Annotated in this window: 20 protein-coding genes; 6 read left to right on the forward strand and 14 right to left on the reverse strand. The window is 66.7% G+C overall.

Features of this window, described 5'->3' with window-relative positions; genetic code table 11:
* Window positions 1-60: 60 nt before the first annotated feature.
* The 5 genes from Q0Q02_RS09105 to Q0Q02_RS09125 all read left to right on the forward strand — a co-directional run bounded on the left by Q0Q02_RS09105 (window position 61) and on the right by Q0Q02_RS09125 (window position 4,304).
* Entirely contained in the window at window positions 61-1,185 is a 1,125-nt protein-coding gene (locus Q0Q02_RS09105) for a mandelate racemase/muconate lactonizing enzyme family protein (RefSeq protein ID WP_293808660.1), read from the forward strand.
* Window positions 1,186-1,383: 198 nt separating this feature from the next.
* Complete coding sequence (locus Q0Q02_RS09110) at window positions 1,384-2,259, forward strand: sugar ABC transporter permease (RefSeq protein WP_293808661.1); 876 nt, start codon at window positions 1,384-1,386, stop codon at window positions 2,257-2,259.
* A complete protein-coding gene (locus Q0Q02_RS09115) occupies window positions 2,252-3,079 on the forward strand; it encodes a carbohydrate ABC transporter permease (protein ID WP_293808662.1) in 828 nt (275 codons plus the stop codon). Before Q0Q02_RS09110 ends, Q0Q02_RS09115 begins: the two co-directional genes overlap by 8 nt.
* A 5-nt stretch (window positions 3,080-3,084) precedes the next feature.
* Entirely contained in the window at window positions 3,085-3,969 is an 885-nt protein-coding gene (locus Q0Q02_RS09120; protein WP_293808663.1) for a DUF6772 family protein, read from the forward strand.
* Window positions 3,969-4,304, forward strand: a complete 336-nt coding sequence (locus tag Q0Q02_RS09125) for a hypothetical protein (protein WP_293808664.1) — start codon at window positions 3,969-3,971, stop codon at window positions 4,302-4,304. The genes Q0Q02_RS09120 and Q0Q02_RS09125 overlap by 1 nt, the downstream gene beginning before the upstream one ends.
* 35 nt (window positions 4,305-4,339) lie before the next feature.
* Here Q0Q02_RS09125 and Q0Q02_RS09130 read toward each other — a convergent pair whose 3' ends face one another.
* The 9 genes from Q0Q02_RS09130 to Q0Q02_RS09170 are packed head-to-tail and all read right to left on the reverse strand — an operon-like array spanning window position 4,340 to window position 13,272.
* Window positions 4,340-4,756, reverse strand: coding sequence for a Rieske (2Fe-2S) protein (locus Q0Q02_RS09130; RefSeq protein WP_293808665.1), 417 nt, complete (start codon window positions 4,754-4,756; stop codon window positions 4,340-4,342).
* Window position 4,757: 1 nt separating this feature from the next.
* Window positions 4,758-5,864: an amidohydrolase family protein gene (locus Q0Q02_RS09135; protein WP_293808666.1), complete on the reverse strand. Its 1,107-nt coding sequence runs from the start codon at window positions 5,862-5,864 to the stop codon at window positions 4,758-4,760.
* Window positions 5,861-6,931 (reverse strand): amidohydrolase family protein, encoded by a 1,071-nt coding sequence (locus Q0Q02_RS09140; protein ID WP_293808667.1) that lies wholly within the window; start codon window positions 6,929-6,931, stop codon window positions 5,861-5,863. The genes Q0Q02_RS09135 and Q0Q02_RS09140 overlap by 4 nt, the downstream gene beginning before the upstream one ends.
* On the reverse strand, window positions 6,928-8,184 hold the full coding sequence (locus Q0Q02_RS09145) for a trehalase family glycosidase (protein WP_293808668.1): 1,257 nt from the start codon (window positions 8,182-8,184) through the stop codon (window positions 6,928-6,930). The genes Q0Q02_RS09140 and Q0Q02_RS09145 overlap by 4 nt, the downstream gene beginning before the upstream one ends.
* Entirely contained in the window at window positions 8,181-9,248 is a 1,068-nt protein-coding gene (locus tag Q0Q02_RS09150; RefSeq protein WP_293808670.1) for an ABC transporter ATP-binding protein, read from the reverse strand. Before Q0Q02_RS09150 ends, Q0Q02_RS09145 begins: the two co-directional genes overlap by 4 nt.
* A 6-nt stretch (window positions 9,249-9,254) precedes the next feature.
* Window positions 9,255-10,070, reverse strand: a complete 816-nt coding sequence (locus Q0Q02_RS09155; RefSeq protein WP_293808671.1) for a carbohydrate ABC transporter permease — start codon at window positions 10,068-10,070, stop codon at window positions 9,255-9,257.
* Window positions 10,067-10,915, reverse strand: coding sequence for a sugar ABC transporter permease (locus Q0Q02_RS09160; protein WP_293808672.1), 849 nt, complete (start codon window positions 10,913-10,915; stop codon window positions 10,067-10,069). Before Q0Q02_RS09160 ends, Q0Q02_RS09155 begins: the two co-directional genes overlap by 4 nt.
* Before the next feature lie 13 nt (window positions 10,916-10,928).
* The gene (locus tag Q0Q02_RS09165) at window positions 10,929-12,221 is read right to left on the reverse strand and encodes an ABC transporter substrate-binding protein (protein WP_293808673.1); all 1,293 of its coding nucleotides are present in this window, start codon (window positions 12,219-12,221) and stop codon (window positions 10,929-10,931) included.
* Window positions 12,193-13,272 carry a substrate-binding domain-containing protein gene (locus Q0Q02_RS09170; RefSeq protein ID WP_293808674.1) on the reverse strand — a complete coding sequence of 360 codons (1,080 nt, stop codon included), beginning with the start codon at window positions 13,270-13,272 and terminating at the stop codon, window positions 12,193-12,195. Before Q0Q02_RS09170 ends, Q0Q02_RS09165 begins: the two co-directional genes overlap by 29 nt.
* Window positions 13,273-13,375: 103 nt before the next feature.
* On the opposite strand from Q0Q02_RS09170, the gene Q0Q02_RS09175 reads away from it, so the two are divergent.
* Window positions 13,376-13,717 (forward strand): hypothetical protein, encoded by a 342-nt coding sequence (locus tag Q0Q02_RS09175; RefSeq protein ID WP_293808676.1) that lies wholly within the window; start codon window positions 13,376-13,378, stop codon window positions 13,715-13,717.
* Window positions 13,718-13,821: 104 nt separating this feature from the next.
* On the opposite strand, the gene Q0Q02_RS09180 is transcribed toward Q0Q02_RS09175, so the two are convergent.
* The 5 genes from Q0Q02_RS09180 to Q0Q02_RS09200 form a co-directional block, all read right to left on the reverse strand.
* Window positions 13,822-14,373, reverse strand: coding sequence for a peptidylprolyl isomerase (locus Q0Q02_RS09180; RefSeq protein WP_293808677.1), 552 nt, complete (start codon window positions 14,371-14,373; stop codon window positions 13,822-13,824).
* A gap of 133 nt (window positions 14,374-14,506) precedes the next feature.
* Window positions 14,507-15,676, reverse strand: coding sequence for an acyl-CoA dehydrogenase family protein (locus Q0Q02_RS09185; protein ID WP_293808679.1), 1,170 nt, complete (start codon window positions 15,674-15,676; stop codon window positions 14,507-14,509).
* A 194-nt stretch (window positions 15,677-15,870) separates the two neighbouring features.
* Complete coding sequence (locus Q0Q02_RS09190) at window positions 15,871-16,662, reverse strand: amino acid ABC transporter ATP-binding protein (RefSeq protein ID WP_293808681.1); 792 nt, start codon at window positions 16,660-16,662, stop codon at window positions 15,871-15,873.
* Window positions 16,659-17,576, reverse strand: coding sequence for an amino acid ABC transporter permease (locus tag Q0Q02_RS09195; protein ID WP_293808683.1), 918 nt, complete (start codon window positions 17,574-17,576; stop codon window positions 16,659-16,661). Before Q0Q02_RS09195 ends, Q0Q02_RS09190 begins: the two co-directional genes overlap by 4 nt.
* Before the next feature lie 3 nt (window positions 17,577-17,579).
* Window positions 17,580-18,473 (reverse strand): ABC transporter substrate-binding protein, encoded by an 894-nt coding sequence (locus Q0Q02_RS09200; protein WP_293808685.1) that lies wholly within the window; start codon window positions 18,471-18,473, stop codon window positions 17,580-17,582.
* Window positions 18,474-18,482: the final 9 nt, after the last annotated feature.

Here is an 18,482-nt window from a genome sequence, read left to right on the forward strand (position 1 = left end):
GTTCAACCTATCAGATAAGCAGATGTCATTCAGTGACACGCCTCGGGAGGGTCATGCCGCATGTCGGCCAGCCGCATCGCCAAAGTTGAAGTCCATCCGCTACGGGCGACCTTGCCCAAGGTCCAGCGGACCTCGCAGGGCGACTATCCGGCGATCGAGATCGTCGTCGTCGAGGTCGAGGCCGAGGACGGAACGATCGGGTTCGGCGAGGGGCTGTGCCGGCGCGGTGCCGCGGGTTATGCCCGCTTCATCGAGGAGGCGTTGGTGCCGCGCCTGATCGGGCGCGACGCGGCCGACCGACGCGCGTTGTGGAAAGCGATGCGGGCCGCGCTTTCCGGCCGGCCGGGCGGACAGGTCGTCGAGGCAATCGCGGCGGTCGATATCGCGCTCTGGGACATCGCGGGGAAACAGGCGGGCGAGCCGATCCATCGCCTGCTCGGCGGCATGGGGCGCAAGGAGGTTGCGGCCTATGCCTCCTCGATCAACTGGCTCGATGATGCCACTGTCGAGACGGAAGTCGCGGCGGCGCTGAGGGCCGGTTTCCGCGAGATCAAGGTCAAGCTCGGCCATCCCCTGCGCGATGCGGTGGCTCGCGCGAAGCTGATCCGCCGGCTCGCCGGCGACGATATCGCGCTCTATGTCGATGCGAACTGGGCCTATGATGTCGACGATGCGATGATCGTCGGCCGCGCGCTCGCCGATCTCGGCTACGGCTTCTTCGAGGAGCCGATCGCCCCGCATGATCGCGAGGGCTATCGCCGTCTCGCCCAGCATCTGCCGATCCGGCTAGCGGCCGGCGAGAGTGACTTCGTTGCCGGCGAGGCGCTGACCATGTTGCAGGATCGCTCGCTCGGACTGATCCAGCCGGACGTCACGCGCTCCGGCGGCATTACCGAAACCTGGCGGATCGCCGAGCTCGCCGCGACCTTCAACACGGCTTACGCGCCGCATGTCGGTTGGTCCGGCGCGATCTGCGTCGCCGCCAGCCTGCAACTGGCGGCGGCGGCGGAGAGCTTCCGCACCTTCGAATGCATGGTCTACGAGAATCCGCTGCGCGACGCTTTTACCCAGCCGCTCGCCGGCGAGGGCTCGCAGCTCGTCGATGGCAAGCTCGCGATCCCGCAGGCGCCGGGGTTGGGTATCGAGATCGATCGCGAGGCGCTGAAGCGCTTCAGGATCGCGTGAGGCGACGATGGATTCGAGCGCCTTCCTTTGCTCCGACCTCCGCCGTCATCCCGGACAAGCCGCACAGCGGCACCGATCCGGGATCCATCGAAGGGCGTCGAGCTCTACGATGGATCCCGGGTCTACGCTTCGCTTGCCCGGGATGACGGCGCGGTTTGGACTACGGCTGTGGGTTGCGACTGAATCGCGAGTGCGTCCATGACCACCCGCGCGCCCCTCTCCGCCATAGCGCTGGTCACGCCGGTCCAGTTGATGATCGGCGGTATCATCTTCCTGCCAGCGCTCTATGTCTTCTGGCTGAGCCTCAACCAGTCCTCCTTCGGGCAGGCGGCGACATTCGTCGGCCTCGCCAATTACGCCAAGGTGCTGGCCGATCCCTATTTCTGGAAGGCGCTGCTCAACACCGTCATCGTCGTCGCCATCGTCGTGCATGTCGAATTGCTGATCGGGCTCGGCATGGCGCTGTTCTTCGCGTCCGGCGTGCCGTTCCGGCCCCTGCTGCTCGCCATCGTGCTCGCGCCCTATGCGGTCAGCGAAGTCTCCGCCGTGGTGATGTGGCGCTTCTTGTTCGAGCCGGATGTTGGCATGATGAGCCGGCTTCTCGCCACGATCGGCTTGCCGCCGATCGAATGGGCCGTGAACCCGAGCCATGGCCTTGCCATGGTCAGCCTGCTCTCGATCTGGCTGCACCTGCCCTTCTCGTTCATCATCCTCTACGCGGCGCGGCTCTCGATCCCCAGCGATCTCTACGAGGCCGCCTCGATCGACGGCGCCTCGGCCTGGACGTCGTTCCGCCGCGTGACGCTGCCGCTCTTGATGCCGGCGCTGCTGATCGCCGCGCTGTTCCGCTACATCTTCGCCTTCCGGCTGTTCTCCGAGGTCTGGCTGATGACCGGCGGCGGGCCGGCGCGTTCGACCGAGGTGATGGCGGTCTATCTCTATCTCGAGGCCTTCCGCTACAACGCCTTCGGCTCGGCCGCCGCCACCGGCTGGCTCCTGGTGCTCGCCTCGCTCCTGCTCGCGCTGTTCTATCTGCGCCGGCTCTACCGAGAGATGTTCAAGCGCGATGCCTAGGCTCCTGCGTCATCTCCTCAAGCTCATCGGTGTGCTCGCGGTCGTGGCCTGGTCACTCGTGCCGATCGGCCTGATCGCGCTATCTTCCTTCAAGGCCGACCGCGACATCTTCTCGCCGACGGGCGCCCTCTCCTTCGCGCCGACGCTGGCGAACTACCAGGCGCTGTGGAGCCGCTGGGGCGATTTCTTCTTCGGCCTGTGGAACAGTTTCCTCGTTACGGTCGGCGCGACGCTACTGGCCGTCGGCGTCTCGCTGCTCGCCGGCTTCGCCTATTCGCGCTTCGCCTCACGCGGCCTGCAGGCTTCGGCGTTCTTCCTGATCTTCATCCGCCTGATCCCGCCGATCGTGATCACGCTGCCGCTTTTCCCGGTGGTGAACTGGCTAGGGCTCAACGACACGCATTTCATCCTGATCCTGCTCTACGCCACCTTCTTCGTCTCGCTGGGCACGGTGGTGATGCGCACCTTCATCGACCAGATCCCGCGCGAGCTCGACGAGGCCGCGATGGTCGATGGCGCCTCGCAGATGCAGATCATCGCCCGCGTGATCCTGCCGATGGCGGCGCAGGGCATGCTCGCGGTCTCGGTCTTCGTCATCGTCTACGCCTGGAACGAGTTCCTCTTCGCCTTCATCTTCACGACGACCAAGGCCAAGACCGCGCCGCTGGTGATCTCCGAGATGATCGGCGCCGTCGAGGGCGTCGAATGGGGCGTGCTCTTCGCGGCATCCACCGTGCAGCTCGTGCCGGTGCTCGCCTTCGTCATATTCATGCAGAAGCATCTCGTGGCGGGGCTCACCGCCGGCGCGGTGAAGGGGTAATTGCCATGACCCAACTCGACGATTTCAGACGCGCGATCCGCGAGAGCGACCCGCAGCTCAGCCGCTTCGACCCGCTGCCGCGCATCATCTGCCTCGACGATTTCGACCGCGGCATGTGTGGCTGGACCCAGCTTGTCGGCAATTACGAGGACACGCTGGACGCGATGCTGCCGGGCTATGCCCAGCATAGCCACGCCATGCTCTCGACCCTGCCGAACTGGGATTTCGGCTCGCATGGCGGCGTCGACGGTTCCTACGCGCTGAAGATCGCGACGCGGCCGAAGAAGGGCGCGCAGAATGTCGCGATCAAGCGCCTGACCTTCCGCAAGGCCGGGCCGATCCGGCTGGAGGCCTATTTCACCTTCAAGCCGGAGGCGACCGAACTCGCGCTTTCGGAGACCGATATCCGCTCCTTCGGTTTCCTCTACGATCTCCAGATCGGCGATACCTCAGGACCGGGCGACCGGGTGATGCCGCACTTGCGCTTCCTCAACGCGCAGGACGGGCAGCATATCCAGAAATGGCAGTTCAAGCGCAGGACGACCCCGATCAAGCCGATCGGCACCGCCGGCAAGACGATCACCCATTACCATCTCGCTCCCGAGGACTGGGAGGATCTGCCGGGCGGCGAGCAGCGGCTCTGCTACAACGAGATCCCGACCAAGGTGAACTGGCATTATCTGCGCTTCGATTTCGACCTCGCCGCGATGCAGGCAACGCGGTTTCAGGTCAACGATCGAGTCTTCGCCATGGACGGCTTCGACTGCATCCGCATCCCCGCGATGAAGAACCTGTGGTGCATGCTGAACCTCGCCTTCTTCGCCGAGACGGATACCGACAAGCGCGCCTTCGCCTATCTCGACTCCGTCTGCCTGTCGGGGGATTTCTGATGCTGCCCGAGAACCTGACTGCCGTCGTCGCCCGCAATGAGAGCTGGACCGGCGCCAGCGCGACCGAGCCCTACGAGGCCGGCTGGGCCAAGGAAGCGATCGTCTTCGTCCGGGCGCTGAAGGAGCCGAAAGGCCCGCTGCCGAAGGCGCGAATCGAGATTTCCGCCGATGGCATGCACTGGTGCCATGAGGGCTCGGAATTCGACCTGCCGGCTACGAAGGATGCTGTCACCTTCCAGCGCCTCGCCCATTTCGGCAATTTCCTGCGCGTCGCCGCGACGCTGCCCGATGGCGCCGAAGTGACCGTGCTGGTCACGCTTCATCTCAAGGCTTGACCGGCGCGGGCCGCTCCCGAAACGGGATCGGCCCTTCATGCCTCGACGACGATATAATCCTCCTCGATGCTGACCGGAACAGTCTCGGCCTGATAGGGGCCGTCGAAGAGTTCGGAGCCCGGTTTGACATCGACATCATAGGTCTTGGCGCGGATGCGTCCGGGCTCGGCGCGCGACTTGCCCGTGCGGATGTCGAACTCCCAGCCATGCCAGGGGCAACGCAGGATTTCGCCGCGGCGGCTGTAATTGTACTGCCCGGGCTCGGCGCCGGCCTCGACCAGACCCGTGGTCCGGCCCAGGCAGAGGTCCCCGCCCTGATGCGGGCAGCGGTTGAACAGGCCGAAATACTCGCCGTCGAGATTGAAGATGACGACCTTGCGGCCGGCAACCTCGGCGACGAGCCGTTCGCCGGGTGGCAGGTCGGCGGCTGGCGCGATGACGTGCCTCACCATCTCAACCGCGCCCGTAGAGCGCCCGGGCATTGTCGAGGAAAAGCGCCTGCCGAGCCGCATCGTCGAGCTTGACCGGCAAGGCCCAGAGCGGGTCGTCGAAATCCCAGTGCGGGTAGTCGGTGGCGAAGAGCAACCGGTCGATGCCGATCCATTCGACGATGTCGTGGAAATGCTTGCGCTTCTCCGGCTCCTCCATCGGCTGCGTCGTCAGCCAGACATGGTCGCGGATGTATTCGCTGGGAGCGCGCCTGAGATGCGGGGTCTCATCGCGCAGGCGCGACCAATGCTTGTCGAGCCGCCAGCAGAGCGACGGCAGCCAGGCAAGACCGGCCTCGATCAGCACCATGCGCGTGCCGGGAAAGCGCTCGAACACGCCCTCGATCACCATCGAGGTCAGCAGGGCCTGGCAGCACTGCGAGTGCCCAACCATCTCTTCGATATAGTAGGACGGCCAGCCGCCAGCCGTGACGGGATAGCCGCCATAGCCGAAAGCATGCACGCCGATCGGCAGCCCTGCCCGCTGGGCTGCTTCATAGATCGGCCAGTAGCGGCGTTGGCCGAGCGGCTCGGCGGTGCGGCTGAGCAGCAGCACCTGGACGAAGGCATCGTGCCCGGCCCAGCGGTCTATCTCGGCGGCGGCGGCAGGCCCGTCCTCATAGGGAACGACGATCGAGGCCTTCAGCCGCGAATCCTTGCTCGTCCACTCGGCCACCTGCCATTCGTTCAATGCGCGGGCGAGCGCGGCGGAATAGTCGAGGTTCTGGGCCGCGCCGGCAGCGGGCGCGATCACCGTCATGATGCCGAGCTCGACCTTGTTGGCGTCGAGATGCTGCGCCTGCATGAAGGCGAGATCGGAGCCGGGGCGCCCGTCCGGCGGCCAGGAATCGAGGCGAGCGGCGTCCGGCTGGCCCTTCGGATAGGCCGGGCCGCTCTGGTAGCCGTGGCGCGGCAGCATGCCATAGGTCATCGCATGCTCCTGCCAGCGCTTCGGCAGATAGGGCAGGATGTCGGAGGGCTTGGCCAGGCAGGGATGGATGTCGCAATCGGCAATGACCGGCCTGACGATGCTCGATTCCGGCTTCGGGCGGGCGGGCAGCTCCACATTCATGCGAAATCCTCCTTGAGGCGGGGATAGGTCGCGAGCGGATTGTCGATCAGGATCCTGGTCTTGAGGCTATCGGGCAAAAGCGGCGGCAGAGCGTCCTGCCCGTCGAACTGCCAATGCGGATAGTCGGTCGAGAACAGCAGGAGCTCGTCCGATCCGGCCTGGTCGAGGATACGCAGGAGGGCATCGCCCTCCACGGGGGCGTCGACCGGCTGCAGGGTGAAGCGCACCTGCTCGCGGATAATCTCCGGCGGCGGACGGTCGACCCAGGGGATCTCCATGCGCAGGCCGCGCCAGTACTTGTGCAGGCGCCAGAGATAGGCCGGCAGCCAGGTGAAGCCGGATTCGATCAGCACGACCTTGAGCGTCGGGAATTTCGAGAACACGCCTTCGCAGACGAGGCTGGTCAACTGCGTCTGGAAGCCCTGCGCCTGATTGACATAGTCCTCGGTGAAATAGGAGGGCCAGCCCACCGGCGTGACGGGGTGGCGATAGGTCGAGCCGGCATGGATGCCGACAGGCAGGCCATGCCGCGCAGCAGCCGCGTAGATCGGCCAGAGGCTGCGCCGGCCGAGCGGCTGGTCGGCGAGACAGGGCAGCAAGACCTGGACGAAGCGCCGGTCGGCAGCGCGTCGCTCGATCTCGGCTGCGGCGAGCTCGGGGCTCTGGATCGGCACGACGATCGAGGCGCGCAGCCGCGCGTCCTTGTCCAGCCATTCCGCGGCGAGCCAATCGTTGAGCGCCCGCGCGAAAGCTGCCGCCATGTCCTCGCTGAACAGCGTCGTCACCGCATAAAGGCAGTTCAGGATGCCGGCGCGGCTGCCGAACCCGTCGAGCGCCTGCGCGCAAAGCTGTCCGCGGCTGGAACCCGCCTTGGCCCCGGCGATGCGCCAGTCGGGCCGCGATGTCAGCGGCGCGCGTAGGGGATAGCTCGTCGGCTCCAGATCGTGGACGCCGCGCTGCGCCACCGCATCGGCCCATTGCGGGTCGAGATAGGGGATGAGCGCGGCGATGCCCGGCACCGCCGGGTGCAGGTCGCAATCGATCCCGCCCTCCAGGCCCGCATTCATCGGCCTTCGCCCTCGCCGAGCAGCAGGTCGATCGCAGCGGTCCAGGAGAAGGTCTCGCCGCCGATGCCGGCGCGGTCCATCGGATTGAAGTATTCGCTGAAACCAGCCTCCCCGACCAGCCGGCGCGTGTCGGCGGAAACCGAAGCGGCGGTTGCCTCCTCGCCTGCCTCACGCAAGCCGCGCGCGATCATCCAGTTCACCACCGCCCAGACCGGACCGCGCCAGTAGCGCTGCGGCTCGAACGAGGCCGCGTCGGGGTCGGTCGAGGGCACGAGGGCGATGTTGCGGGCGCGCCATCCTTCGAGCCGCGCGGCGAGTTCCCGGGCGCGCTCATGCAGCCCGGCGAAGATCGGCAGGAAGCCCGCCGAGGTCCGCACGGGGATGAGATTGCCGCCGATCAGGTCGCGCGATAGGTAATGTCCGAGCGCGTCGTCCCACAGCCCTGCCAGCACGATCTCCTTGCGGGCGATCCGCTCCGAGATGGCCGCGCGCTCCGCCGTGCTTCCGAACTGTTCCGCCAATGCCAGCAGATCGCGCTCGGCCCGCAGCAGGATCGCGTTGGTGCCGACATCCGCGACCTTGAAGGGCGAGATGTCGAGCATGCGCCGGGCGTTCCACCCGGTCTCGCGGAAGAGGTCGACGAGATGGACGAAGCGCTGGTACTCGATGCCGCGCGGACGAAAGGCCGGATCGATATGGCCGGTGTCGCGACGCCGGATCTCCGTCCTGGTCTTGGTCGGCACGCGTTCCAGCGCGGCGTCCCAGGCGGGGCTGTTGTCCATGCCCGTCTCCCAGGGATGCAAGGTCGCGGCCAGGCCGGTCGCCTCCGGATCGCGCGCGCGTTGCCACCAGAGATGGTTGAGGACCAGCCTGGGATAGATCGCGCGGGCGCGCTCGACTCCCGCCGCGCCATGCCGCTCCAGGACGAAGCGCACCGCCGTGGCCAGAACCGGCGGCTGGGGGATGCCGGAGGTCGGCGGCTTGTGGGTGACACCCCAGATATCGGGCCCCGGAAAATAGTCGTCCGAGGGCGCATGGAAGACAATCTGCGGGACGAGCCCGTCCTGCCATTGCCCTTCCAGCAGCCGCTCGATCTCGCGCCAGGCGCGCTCGGCATCGAATGTCACCCAGCCCATCGCGACGAAGGCCGAATCCCAGTTCCACTGGAAGGGATAGAGCCGGTCCGTCGGCACGGTGTAGCCGCCGCGGTCATTGGCGGCGAGGATAGCACGGGCGGCCTCGATGCGGCTCATGAGCGGGTCTCCAGCGCCTGTCCGGCCTCATTCATCCAGCGCAACCGGGCCGGATCGGGCTTCAGCACGATGTCGCTGCCGGGTGTCAGGGAGGGCAGCGGCCCGGCGGCGGGCAGGACGATGCGCAAGGACTGGCCGCCCGCGGCCGTGCCGGTCAGCAGGATTTGCGGGCCGAGCAGCTCAGCCACCTTGAGGGTGAAGGCGAAGCCACCCTCCCCTGGACCCGCGAGTACGACGTCCTCGCCGCGCAACCCGAGGAGGAGCTTGCCGCCGGCGTCCGGCGGCGCAGACAGCGTCAGGCCGCCGAGATCGACCTTGCCGTCCCGCACGGGCAGTTCGAGGAAATTCATCGGCGGGCTGCCGACGAAGCCGCCGACGAAACGGGTCGCGGGCCGGTCGTAGATGTCGGAAGGCGTGCCGATCTGCTCGATCCGACCGGCATGCATCACGGCGATCCGGTCGGCAAGGCCCATCGCCTCGGTCTGGTCGTGGGTGACGTAGATCGTGGTCGTCCCCGCTCCGGCGAGCACGGCCTTGAGCTCGGCCCGCATCTCGAGCCGCAGCAGCGCGTCGAGATTGGAGAGCGGCTCGTCCATCAAGAGCACTGCGGGCTCGACCGCGAGCGCGCGCGCCACCGCGACGCGCTGGCGCTGGCCGCCCGAGAGCTGCGCCGGGTGGCGCTTCAGCAGCGCTTCGATATGCAGCAGCGTCGCCGCCTTCTCGACTTGGCGCTCGATGCGCGCCTTGTCGGCCTTGGCCATGCGCAGGCCGAAGGCGACATTCTCGTAGACGGTCAGATGCGGAAAGACCGCGTAGTTCTGGAAGACCATGGCGAGGCCGCGCTTGCGCGGCGGCAGCGCCGAAACGTCGCGCGCGCCGATCAGGACGCGCCCGCTCGTCTGCGATTCCAGCCCGGCGATGATGCGCAGCAAGGTGGTCTTGCCGCAGCCGGACGGGCCGAGCAGTGCCAAGAACTCGCCATCGGCGACCGTGAGATCGAGCTCGGCCAGCGCCCTGACCTCGCCAAATCGCTTCGCCACGCCTTCGATCGTGATGCTCGCCATAAGGCCTTACCGGTTGCCGATGCCCCACATCGCGAAGAGGCGACGCCGGACGAGGAAGATGAACAGGACCGAGGGCACGATCAGCACGAGGCCGCCGGCGAATTGCAGGTGCAGCGGCGATTCCGACAGGACCGAGAGCAGATAGGCGGTCAGCGTGCGTTGCCTCACCGTCAGCACCGAAGCGGCGAAGACCTCGTTCCAGGAGAGCACGAAGGCGAAGATCGAGGCCGCCGCGATCCCCGGCAGGGCGAGCGGCAGCACGACGCGCAGGAAGCCGGTGAAGCGCGAGCAGCCGAAGACCCAGGCGGCCTCCTCCAATTCCTTGGGGATGCCCATGAACAGGCTGGCGCAGACCAGAGTCGCGAAGGGCGTCGCCAGAACCGCATGGACGAGCGCCACGCCGAAGGGCGTGTCGTAGACGCCGAGCCGGATGAAGGAGACGGTGAGCGGCAGCGCCAGGATCGCGACGGGAAAGGCTCGCGTCATCAGGATCAGCACGCGGTAGGCGCCCGCGCCCCTGAAGCGGAAGCGGGCAAGCGCGTAGCCTGCCGGCATGCCGAGGGCCAGAGCCATCACCATGGTCATCGCGGCGGCCTTGATGCTGACCCAGGCCGCGCGCCAGACGCCCTCGATGGCCAGGAAGGTCCTCAGCGCCTCGAAGGTCGCACCGAACGGCGCCAAGGGCTTGGGCCATTGCGCGACGATTTCGCGGCCGCCGAGTGCTCCCAACGCGAGCAGGTAGATCGGCAGCAGCGTCCAGACGCAGAGCACGGCAACGCCGGTCCAGAGCAGCGCGCGGTTCGAGCGCGTGGCGCCGGTCATGAGCGCTGCTCCGCCGGCGTGCGCAGGGCGACGAGATAGAGCAGCGTCGCCGCGACCGAGATCGCCATGACCAGCACGGCATAGGCGGCAGCGACTCCATAGTCCTGGCTGAAATACTGCGCGTTGAAGGCCTCGCTCACGAGAACGGGGAAGTTTCGCCCGCCGAGCGCCAGCGCCATGGCGAACATCTCGAAGGCCAGCACGGTGCGCAGGATCAACGCCGTCTGGATCGAGGGCTTGAGCAGGGGCACCGTGACACGCGTGAAGCGCTGCCAGGGCGTGGCGCCGAAGACCTCGGCCGCCTCCTCGTATTCCTTGGGCAGGAGCTGGACGCCGGCGAGCAGGATCACGAAGACGATCGCCGTCGCCCGCCAGATCTCCGCGACGACGATGGCAGCCAGCAGCGCCGCCGGGGTTTCATAGGTCAGCCAGGCCTGGGGCTGCGAAATCAGCCCCAGCTGGAACAGGACCGAATTCAGCCAGCCCTGATCGGTCAGGATGGCCAACCAGACGAGGCCGGCCGCGAGGTCGGAAATCCCGAGCGGGATCGACCAGACCCAGACGAGCAGGTCGCGGCCGCGCCGGACCTTGCGCAGCATCATCGTCATGCCGAGCGCGAGCGCCAATTGCAGCGGCACGGCGAGCAGCACCACCTTGAAGGTATTCGCCAACGCATCCTGGAAATTGAGGTCGTCGGCCATGCGCCTGACATTGCCGAGCCCCCAGCCGCCATTCTCCTGGAAGGCGAGAACGGCGGTCTGCGCCAGCGGGATCAGGAACAATCCCACCAGGAAGATCACGGAGGGCGCGATCAGCAGATAAGGCAGGGCCCTGGACTCGCGCATCGGTCGCCTCGCCTCACTGGATCGGGCAAGGGCCGTCACTCGGCTTGTCAGGCAGCCAGCACGGCGCCTTGGTCTCGGCGATGATGCGCTTCAGCACCTCGCCCTGCCGGTCGAGCGCGGCCTTGGGGTCCTCGCCGCGCAGGACAATGCGCTGGAAGGTATCGAGATAGACCTTGTCGAACTCGCCGCCGCGCTGGTCGAGCCCGACCGGCAGCAGGCTGACGAGCGCGTTCTTGGCGCTCGTCATCTTCTGCACGGCATCGATCTCGAGCTTGAGCCCCGGATCGATATCGGCCGGCAGGTCGACCTTGGCGACCGGGAAGAAGGCGACGGCCTTGGCCGTCTTCACCTGCACGTCGGGCCGGGTGAGGTATTCGATCAATTGCTTGGCAGCTTCGGCCTGCGGCGCGCCCTTGGCGATGGCGAGGCCCGCGACCACCGGCATATAGCCCAGCCCCTTCGGCCCCGACGGAGCCGGGAAGGCCACGAAATCCTCCGGCTTGCGCGAGAGCGCGTCGATCAATCGCGCGACATGGTCGAAGGCGATCCAGACATCGCCGGAGATCAGCGGCTCCTGCATGAAGCCGTAATTGGTGGAGTTCGGGTTGACGGTCTTCCACAGCTCACGGAACTTCGTCCACATCGCCACCGCTTCCGGCGATTTGAAGGTCGTCACCACCCCTCCGGTATAGGACGGGTAGAGATAGCCCTCGAAGAAGCGGTGCATCAGCCCGGTCGGCCCCGCCGGAAAGCCCAGCATGCGCTTGCCGGTCTTGGCCTGGATATTCGCCCCCCATTGCGCCAGCTGGTCGTAGGTCAGCGCATTGATGTCCGCGCCCTCGGGCAGGAAGGGCAGCGCCTGCTTGTTGGCGACCATGATGTAGGTCGCCTGCATCCAGGGGATGAACATCTGCCTGGCCGTGCCGAGCTTGCCGGCCTCGACCATGCCGGGGTTCAACCCGCGATCCTTGAGCTTCTCCATGATGTCGTCGAGCGGCACGAGCGAATCCGCCGCCAGCGGCTGCAATTCGCCGTGGAGCGCGCCGATCAGGCTGGAGACCGGCTTGCCGGCCTGCTGCTCGGCCCGGATATGGACACCCAATTGCGGGGGCTGCTCGGTGACGAATTCGGCCCCGCCCGGGAAGTCCTTGAGAATGTCGGAGCGCAACTTCTGCGCCGACTCGATCGGGCGCAATTGCGTCGACAGGAATACGACTTGCGCCGCCGCGGGTGTCGCGAGCCAGGCGAGCGTCAGGGCGGCGACGGCGGCAGAGCGCCTAAGCCGTGTCGTGAGGCCTTTCGTCATCGGATCTTTCCTCCCTGGAGATGGCACGGCTCTTGATTTGGCCGTTTCGGTCTGGAGCAGGTCCGTCGGACCGGCGCGGAACGAGCGTGGCGCCGCGCAATTCGTTCATCGCGGCGCCGTCCTGGCCGGCAAGCTGGGCCAGCAGCATGTCGAGCATGCGCCCGGCTGCGCCTTCGATGTCGGGATCGTAGCTGGTCAGCGGCGTCGCCGCATAATTGGACACCGGCGAATTGTCGTAGCCGATCACGGAGACATCGTGGCCGGGGCGAAGGCCTGCATCGCCAAGCGCATGCAAGGTTCCGATCGCGAGGCGGTCGGTCGCGCAGAGCAGCGCCGTCGGCCGATCCGGCCCGGCCAGCAATTCGTGAGCCAGGCGATGGCCGTTTTCCTCGCTAGGCTCCGCGAAGCGCGCCGGGGCGCAGGGCAGGCCCGCCTCCGCAAGCGCCGACCGCCAGCCGGCCTCGCGAAAGAAGCCGAAGCCGTAATCGAGCGGCGCACCGATGAAGCCGATGCGGCGATGGCCGAAGGCGATGAGGCGCTGCGTCGCCTCGTGGAAGGCGCGCGTGCCGTCGATATCGACGCTGGCATGTCCACCGGCGCGCGTGCGGCCATGGGTGACGAAGGGCAGACGCGCATGCGTGAGGTAGGCGACGCGATCGTCTTCGAGACGGGTACGCGCCACGATCATCGCATCGACGCGCCGGTTCTCGACGAACTGCCGGTACAACGCCAGCTCTTCCGATCCGCTGCGAGCGCTGGAGACGATGAGATCGAGCCCGGCCTCCGCCAGACGCGGACCGATCGCGCCGATCAATCTGAGAAAGAAGGGTTCCCCGAACTGCCCCGGCCCGGTGGGAAGCACGATGCCGACGGCATCGCTGCGTCCGCCGCGCAGGCGCCGGGCGATCGGATTGGCCCGGTAGCCGATCCGCCGCGCTTCCGCTTCCACGCGCCGGCGCGTCTCCTCCGCGACGTCGCTATAGCCGCCCAGCGCGCGCGAGACGGTCGTGACGGACAAGCCGAGGCTGGTTGCGATCTTGGATAGAGACACGGGAAAGCCCTCGCCGAAACGCTATTCCGAAACGTTTCGGGAAGTCAAATTCATAGGATACTGCCGCGGACGAACGCCCTCACCGGCCCTGCTCGGCCCGGCCGTGCTGATCGCGCTGCTCTTCCGCAACATCTTCGCCTTCCGCCTGTGCTCGGAAGCCTGGCTCCTGACCAAGGGCGGCCCTGCCCGCTCGACCGAGGTCGTGGCGATCTACCTCTATCAGGAGGCCTTCAGCTTCAACGCTTTCGGCCCGGCTGCCGCGACCGCCTGGATCATGGCTCTGGCCTCGCTGCTGCTCGCAGTTGCGATCTTCGACCACGCGGTCAATGGCGAGTTCAGCGAGGTCGCTGCACTGGGCCTGCTCTGGTCGCTCTTGATGAGCAGCATCGCGACAGCGTTCTATCTCGTGATGAAGCGCCGCGGCGGCGCGATCTTCGGAATGTGAGAGTCAGGAAAACGGGGATGCAGCACACAGGCCCCGTGTCGGCGTCGATCCAGGCTCCGAGAAAGCGAGAGACCGGCGGCAGCGGGGCAGACCGCCAGAGTATTTCAGATCGCGAACTCGGAGCTTCGCTGAATCCCCAGAATGCCGATGGGCGCCTGCATGTATTCCGTTGCCTCGGCACGTCGGTGCAAGCGCTGGAGCGCATCCAGGCCTCGGACGACGCGGCCGAACGCGGCGAAGCCGGCGCCGTCGGGATTTCGTCTTCCGCCTTCGTCGAGTTCGGGCTGGTCGCCGATGCAGATGAAGAATCCGTGCCCGCCACTTCCCGGAGCACGCCGCGCCAGCGAGAGCGTACCGTCGCGGTGCCGCAATCCGCTTGATGAGGTGGGCTCATGGGGCACGGGAGGCAGCGGTGGCACACGCTCCTCGCCCGGCGCAGGCGAGCCGAACTGGATGACCTCGATCGGATGCTGCGTGCCGGCCGCCTGGTTGGCGAGCGTCACGATGCGGTAGATGGTTGCAGCCTGAAGATGGCCGCCATCGACATAGGCCAGAAAGTTTGCTGCCGTGAGAGGCGCACGCGCCTCATCGATGCCGAGCACCAGGCTGCCCTCTTCGGTATCGAGCGTGACCAGCGTCAAGCCATCAGCCTTCATCGTCATCTCCATCCAACCGCAATCACCGGCAGACTGCGGCGCCGCGGACGACATGACGTTACCCGGATATCGGCGGCTTGGGAGCCCCGTCGTTATCATCGAGGGTGGCAGCGGCGGACGAGCCGGCCGAGGCTCAATAGGATCGCGGCATGCCCAGCACATGCTCGGCGAGATAGGACAGGATCAGGTTCGTAGAGATCGGCGCGACCTGATAGAGCCGCGTCTCCCTGAACTTGCGCTCGACATCGTATTCCTCCGCGAAGCCGAAGCCGCCATGGGTCTGGATGGCGGCATTGGCCGCCTCGAACGAGGCGTCCGCCGCCAGCATCTTGGCCATATTGGCCTCAGCGCCCGGATTGGCGCCGGCCTCGTAGAGCCGGATCGCCTCGCGCACCATCAGTTCCGCGGCCCGCATGTTGGCGTAAGCCTTTGCGATCGGGAACTGGATGCCCTGGTTCTGGCCGATCGGCCGGCCGAAGACCTGGCGCTCCTTGGCGTAGGTCGAAGCCTTGTCGATGAACCACTTGGCATCGCCGACGCATTCAGCCGCGATCAGAATGCGCTCGGCATTCATGCCGGAGAGGATGTAGCGGAAGCCCTTGCCCTCCTCGCCGACGAGATTCTCGGCCGGCACCTTCACATTGTCGAAGAAGACCTCGGTTGTGGCGTGGTTCATCATCGTGCGGATTGGCCGGATGGTGAGCCCGTCCTTCAGCGCCTCGCGCATGTCGAGGATGAAGACGGAGAGCCCATCAGTGCGCTTCTGCACCTGGTCGCGCGGCGTGGTGCGGGCGAGCAGCAGCATCAGGTCCGACTGCGCGGCGCGGCTCGTCCAAATCTTCTGGCCGTTGACGATGTAGTGGTCGCCCTCACGGCGGGCGGTCGTCCTGAGCGCGGTCGTATCGGTGCCGCTGGTCGGCTCGGTGACGCCGAAGGCCTGAAGCCTGAGTTCGCCCGAGGCGATCTTCGGCAGATAGCGCTGCTTCTGGTCCTCGCTGCCGTGACGCAGCACCGTGCCCATCACGTACATCTGGGCGTGGCAGGCGGCGCCGTTGCAGCCCTGGCGCTGGATTTCCTCCATGATCACCGCCGCCGCCGAGAGCGTGAGACCCGCCCCGCCATATTCTTCGGGGATCAGCGCCGAGAGAAAGCCGCTCTCCGTCAGCGCCGTCACGAACTCTGTCGGATAGGCCATCTCGCGGTCGAGCTTGCGCCAGTACTCGCCTGGGAAATCCGCGCAGAGCTTCGCAACCGCGTCGCGGATATCGGCATGGGCGTCCGGGTGGTGGTGATCTGTCGTCATGGCCTCGGCCCGCTCTTGGCGCATGGCGACGGTCCGGCTTGAACCGTCGCTTGCACCGGATTCGAGGTGAAGATACCGGCGCCGCGATCGAGTGGCACCAACGAAGCGCGCGTGCAGGCTATGCCTGCTCGGCGTCTGTCTCGTCCGCCGGGTCCATGCGACAGGAGCGACGAAGCACTCCTGTTGGCGTTTAGTCAGACCTTCTCGATGAAGCGGCTCAGGAAAAGCCGCGTGCGCGGATGCTGCGGATTGCCGAGCACCGCTTGTGGCGGCCCCTGCTCCACCACCACGCCGCCATCCATGAAGACGACCCGGTCGGCCGCCTCGCGGGCAAAGCCGATCTCGTGGGTGACGACGATCATGGTCAGGCCCTGCCTGGCGAGATCGCGCATCACGCTCAGCACTTCGCCGACGAGTTCGGGGTCGAGCGCCGAGGTCGGCTCGTCGAACAGCATCAGCTTCGGCCGGATGGCGAGCGCCCGCGCGATGGCGACGCGCTGCTGCTGGCCGCCGGAGAGCTGCCGGGGATAGGCATTCGCCTTCTCGGCCAGCCCGACACGGGCAAGCAGCTCCATCGCATAGGCCTGTGCTTCGCCACGCGGCTGCCCATGCACGCCAATCGGCGCCTCGACGACGTTCTCCAGCGCCGTCATATGCGGGTAGAGGTTGAACTGCTGGAAGACCATGCCGATCTTGCGCCGCTGCACAGCGATGGCGTGATCCGACAAACGGTTGAGCCTGTTGCCGCGCAGGGCGTAGCCGATCTGCTCGCCATCGACCTCGATGAAGCCGCGCTGGATCGATTCCAGATGGTTGATGCAGCGCAGGAAGGTCGACTTGCCGGAGCCGGACGGCCCGAGCACGACGACGACCTCGCCCGGCGCGACATCGAGATCGATGCCCTTGAGAACCTCGTTCGGGCCGAAGGATTTGTGGACATTGCGGGCGCGCACCATCGGCGCGGCGCCCTCGGCGGCCTTGCTCATGCGGGCTCCTCCACCCGGACGGGCGCCTTGTCGGCACCACCCGTGCCGCGCTCGCCGCGAGCGTAATAGCGTTCGATGAAGCCCTGCACGACGTTCAGGATCGAGGTGATGATCAGGTACCAGATTACCGCGACCATCAGCATCGGAATGACCTCGAAGGTGCGGTTGTAGACGTTCTGGACCGAGTACAGCAGATCCGCCATGGCGATGACGCTGACCAGCGAGGTCGCCTTGATCATGCTGATGAGCTGGTTGCCGGTCGGCGGCACGATCGAGCGCATCGCCTGCGGGATGATCACGCGCCGCAGCGCCCGGGCGCGGGTCATGCCGAAGGCGTCGGTCGCCTCGACCTGCCCCTTGTCGACAGAGAGCAGGCCGCCGCGGATGATCTCCGCCATATAGGCGGCCTCGTTGAGCGAGAGGCCGGCGATGGCCGCCGTCATCGGCGTGATCAGGTCGTTGGTGTTCCAGCTCGCCAGCACGGGACCGAACGGGATTTTCAGCACGATCTCAGGGAATAGCGTCGAGAGATTGTACCAGAATATGAGCTGCACCAGCAGCGGCGTGCCGCGGAAGAACCAGATGAACAGCCCCGACAACGAGCCGAACAGCCGGTCCTTCGACATGCGCGCGATGGCGAGGACGAGGCCGAGCGCGGTGCCCAGCGTCATCGCCACCACGGTCAGGCCGAGCGTGACGCCGAGCCCGCGCAGGATCGAGGCTTCGGTGAACCACTGGCCGACGATCGGCCAGCCGAAATGCGGGTTATGCGCGGCGATCCAGGCGAAATTCGCCGCGACCGCCAGCACGAAGGCCCAGAGCAGCCAGCGCCCCCAGGCGGGGGGCTGGTGCGCGTTGGCGACGTCGCGCAGCGCCGCCTCGCCCGAGCCGATCTCCACCGAAGCGGCTGCCATGGCTCAGTTCTGTGACAGGTTGATGCCGGGAGCCTCGAGCTTGTTGTTCTCGAGCCCCCATTTCTTCATCACGGCCGCATAGGTGCCGTTGTCGACCAGGACCTTGATGGCGTCCTTGAGCACGCCGCCGAGCTCCGTCCCCTTCGGCACCACGGCGCCCTGGAACAGGTCGCTGAAGCCGTTGGACTTGCCGACCGCGGCCAGCTCCAGCTCGCCGTTCGACTGCTGGACGAAATAGGTCAGCGGTGCCTGCGAGGAGAAGAAGGCGTCGGCCCGCTTCGAGCGCACGGCGAGGATCGAGGTCGGCTGGTCCGGATAGGACTGGACGGTGAGCGTGGGCTTGCCCTCAGTGGCGCATTTCTCGGCCTGCGCCTTGATAACCTTCTCGGCCGAGCCCGCCGACTGCACGGCGATGCGCTTGCCGCAGGCATCGTCCAGGCCGTTGATGCCGCCCGGGTTGCCCTTGTGCACGGCGAAGACGACGTATTCGCGCACCCAGTCGACGAAATCGTTGGCCTCCTGCCGCGACCTGAAGTCTCCGACCGGCCCCATCGCGAACTGGTAGCGGCCGGCCTTGATGCCGGTCAGGATCGACGACAGGCCGTTCACCGTCGCGTGCTCGATCTTGATGCCGAGCAACTCGCCGATGGCATCGCCGAGATCGGCGCTGGCGCCGGTCACCTCGGTCGGGGACTGCACGATCTCGTAGGGCGGGAAGGAACCGCTGTTGACCGCGGTCATCTTGCCGGCGCTGCGGATCGCTTCCGGCAGGCGCGCGCGCAACTGCTCGTTCACGCTTTGCTTGGCGATCTTCACGCTCGCGTCGGCCTGGGCGAAGGCGGGAGCGGTGGCGAGGGCGGCGAAGACAACGGCGCAGGCCGCAATGCGAAGCTTCATGGTCTGATC

Source organism: uncultured Allobosea sp. (assembly GCF_945956895.1).
In the GTDB taxonomy this organism is placed as follows: Bacteria; Pseudomonadota; Alphaproteobacteria; order Rhizobiales; family Beijerinckiaceae; genus Allobosea.

Excerpts from the sequence above, each read along its gene's own strand:
- Q0Q02_RS09125 (WP_293808664.1), top strand. The coding sequence starts at position 3,969 with ATGCTGCCCGAGAACCTGACTGCCGTCGTCGCCCGCAATGAGAGCTGG.
- Q0Q02_RS09110 (WP_293808661.1), top strand. The coding sequence starts at position 1,384 with ATGACCACCCGCGCGCCCCTCTCCGCCATAGCGCTGGTCACGCCGGTC.
- Q0Q02_RS09190 (WP_293808681.1), bottom strand. The coding sequence starts at position 16,662 with ATGAGCAAGGCCGCCGAGGGCGCCGCGCCGATGGTGCGCGCCCGCAAT.
- Q0Q02_RS09130 (WP_293808665.1), bottom strand. The coding sequence starts at position 4,756 with ATGGTGAGGCACGTCATCGCGCCAGCCGCCGACCTGCCACCCGGCGAA.
- Q0Q02_RS09140 (WP_293808667.1), bottom strand. The coding sequence starts at position 6,931 with ATGAATGCGGGCCTGGAGGGCGGGATCGATTGCGACCTGCACCCGGCG.
- Q0Q02_RS09195 (WP_293808683.1), bottom strand. The coding sequence starts at position 17,576 with ATGGCAGCCGCTTCGGTGGAGATCGGCTCGGGCGAGGCGGCGCTGCGC.
- Q0Q02_RS09165 (WP_293808673.1), bottom strand. The coding sequence starts at position 12,221 with ATGACGAAAGGCCTCACGACACGGCTTAGGCGCTCTGCCGCCGTCGCC.
- Q0Q02_RS09155 (WP_293808671.1), bottom strand. The coding sequence starts at position 10,070 with ATGACCGGCGCCACGCGCTCGAACCGCGCGCTGCTCTGGACCGGCGTT.
- Q0Q02_RS09120 (WP_293808663.1), top strand. The coding sequence starts at position 3,085 with ATGACCCAACTCGACGATTTCAGACGCGCGATCCGCGAGAGCGACCCG.
- Q0Q02_RS09160 (WP_293808672.1), bottom strand. The coding sequence starts at position 10,915 with ATGCGCGAGTCCAGGGCCCTGCCTTATCTGCTGATCGCGCCCTCCGTG.
- Q0Q02_RS09150 (WP_293808670.1), bottom strand. The coding sequence starts at position 9,248 with ATGGCGAGCATCACGATCGAAGGCGTGGCGAAGCGATTTGGCGAGGTC.
- Q0Q02_RS09135 (WP_293808666.1), bottom strand. The coding sequence starts at position 5,864 with ATGAATGTGGAGCTGCCCGCCCGCCCGAAGCCGGAATCGAGCATCGTC.
- Q0Q02_RS09180 (WP_293808677.1), bottom strand. The coding sequence starts at position 14,373 with ATGAAGGCTGATGGCTTGACGCTGGTCACGCTCGATACCGAAGAGGGC.
- Q0Q02_RS09145 (WP_293808668.1), bottom strand. The coding sequence starts at position 8,184 with ATGAGCCGCATCGAGGCCGCCCGTGCTATCCTCGCCGCCAATGACCGC.
- Q0Q02_RS09105 (WP_293808660.1), top strand. The coding sequence starts at position 61 with ATGTCGGCCAGCCGCATCGCCAAAGTTGAAGTCCATCCGCTACGGGCG.
- Q0Q02_RS09115 (WP_293808662.1), top strand. The coding sequence starts at position 2,252 with ATGCCTAGGCTCCTGCGTCATCTCCTCAAGCTCATCGGTGTGCTCGCG.
- Q0Q02_RS09200 (WP_293808685.1), bottom strand. The coding sequence starts at position 18,473 with ATGAAGCTTCGCATTGCGGCCTGCGCCGTTGTCTTCGCCGCCCTCGCC.
- Q0Q02_RS09185 (WP_293808679.1), bottom strand. The coding sequence starts at position 15,676 with ATGACGACAGATCACCACCACCCGGACGCCCATGCCGATATCCGCGAC.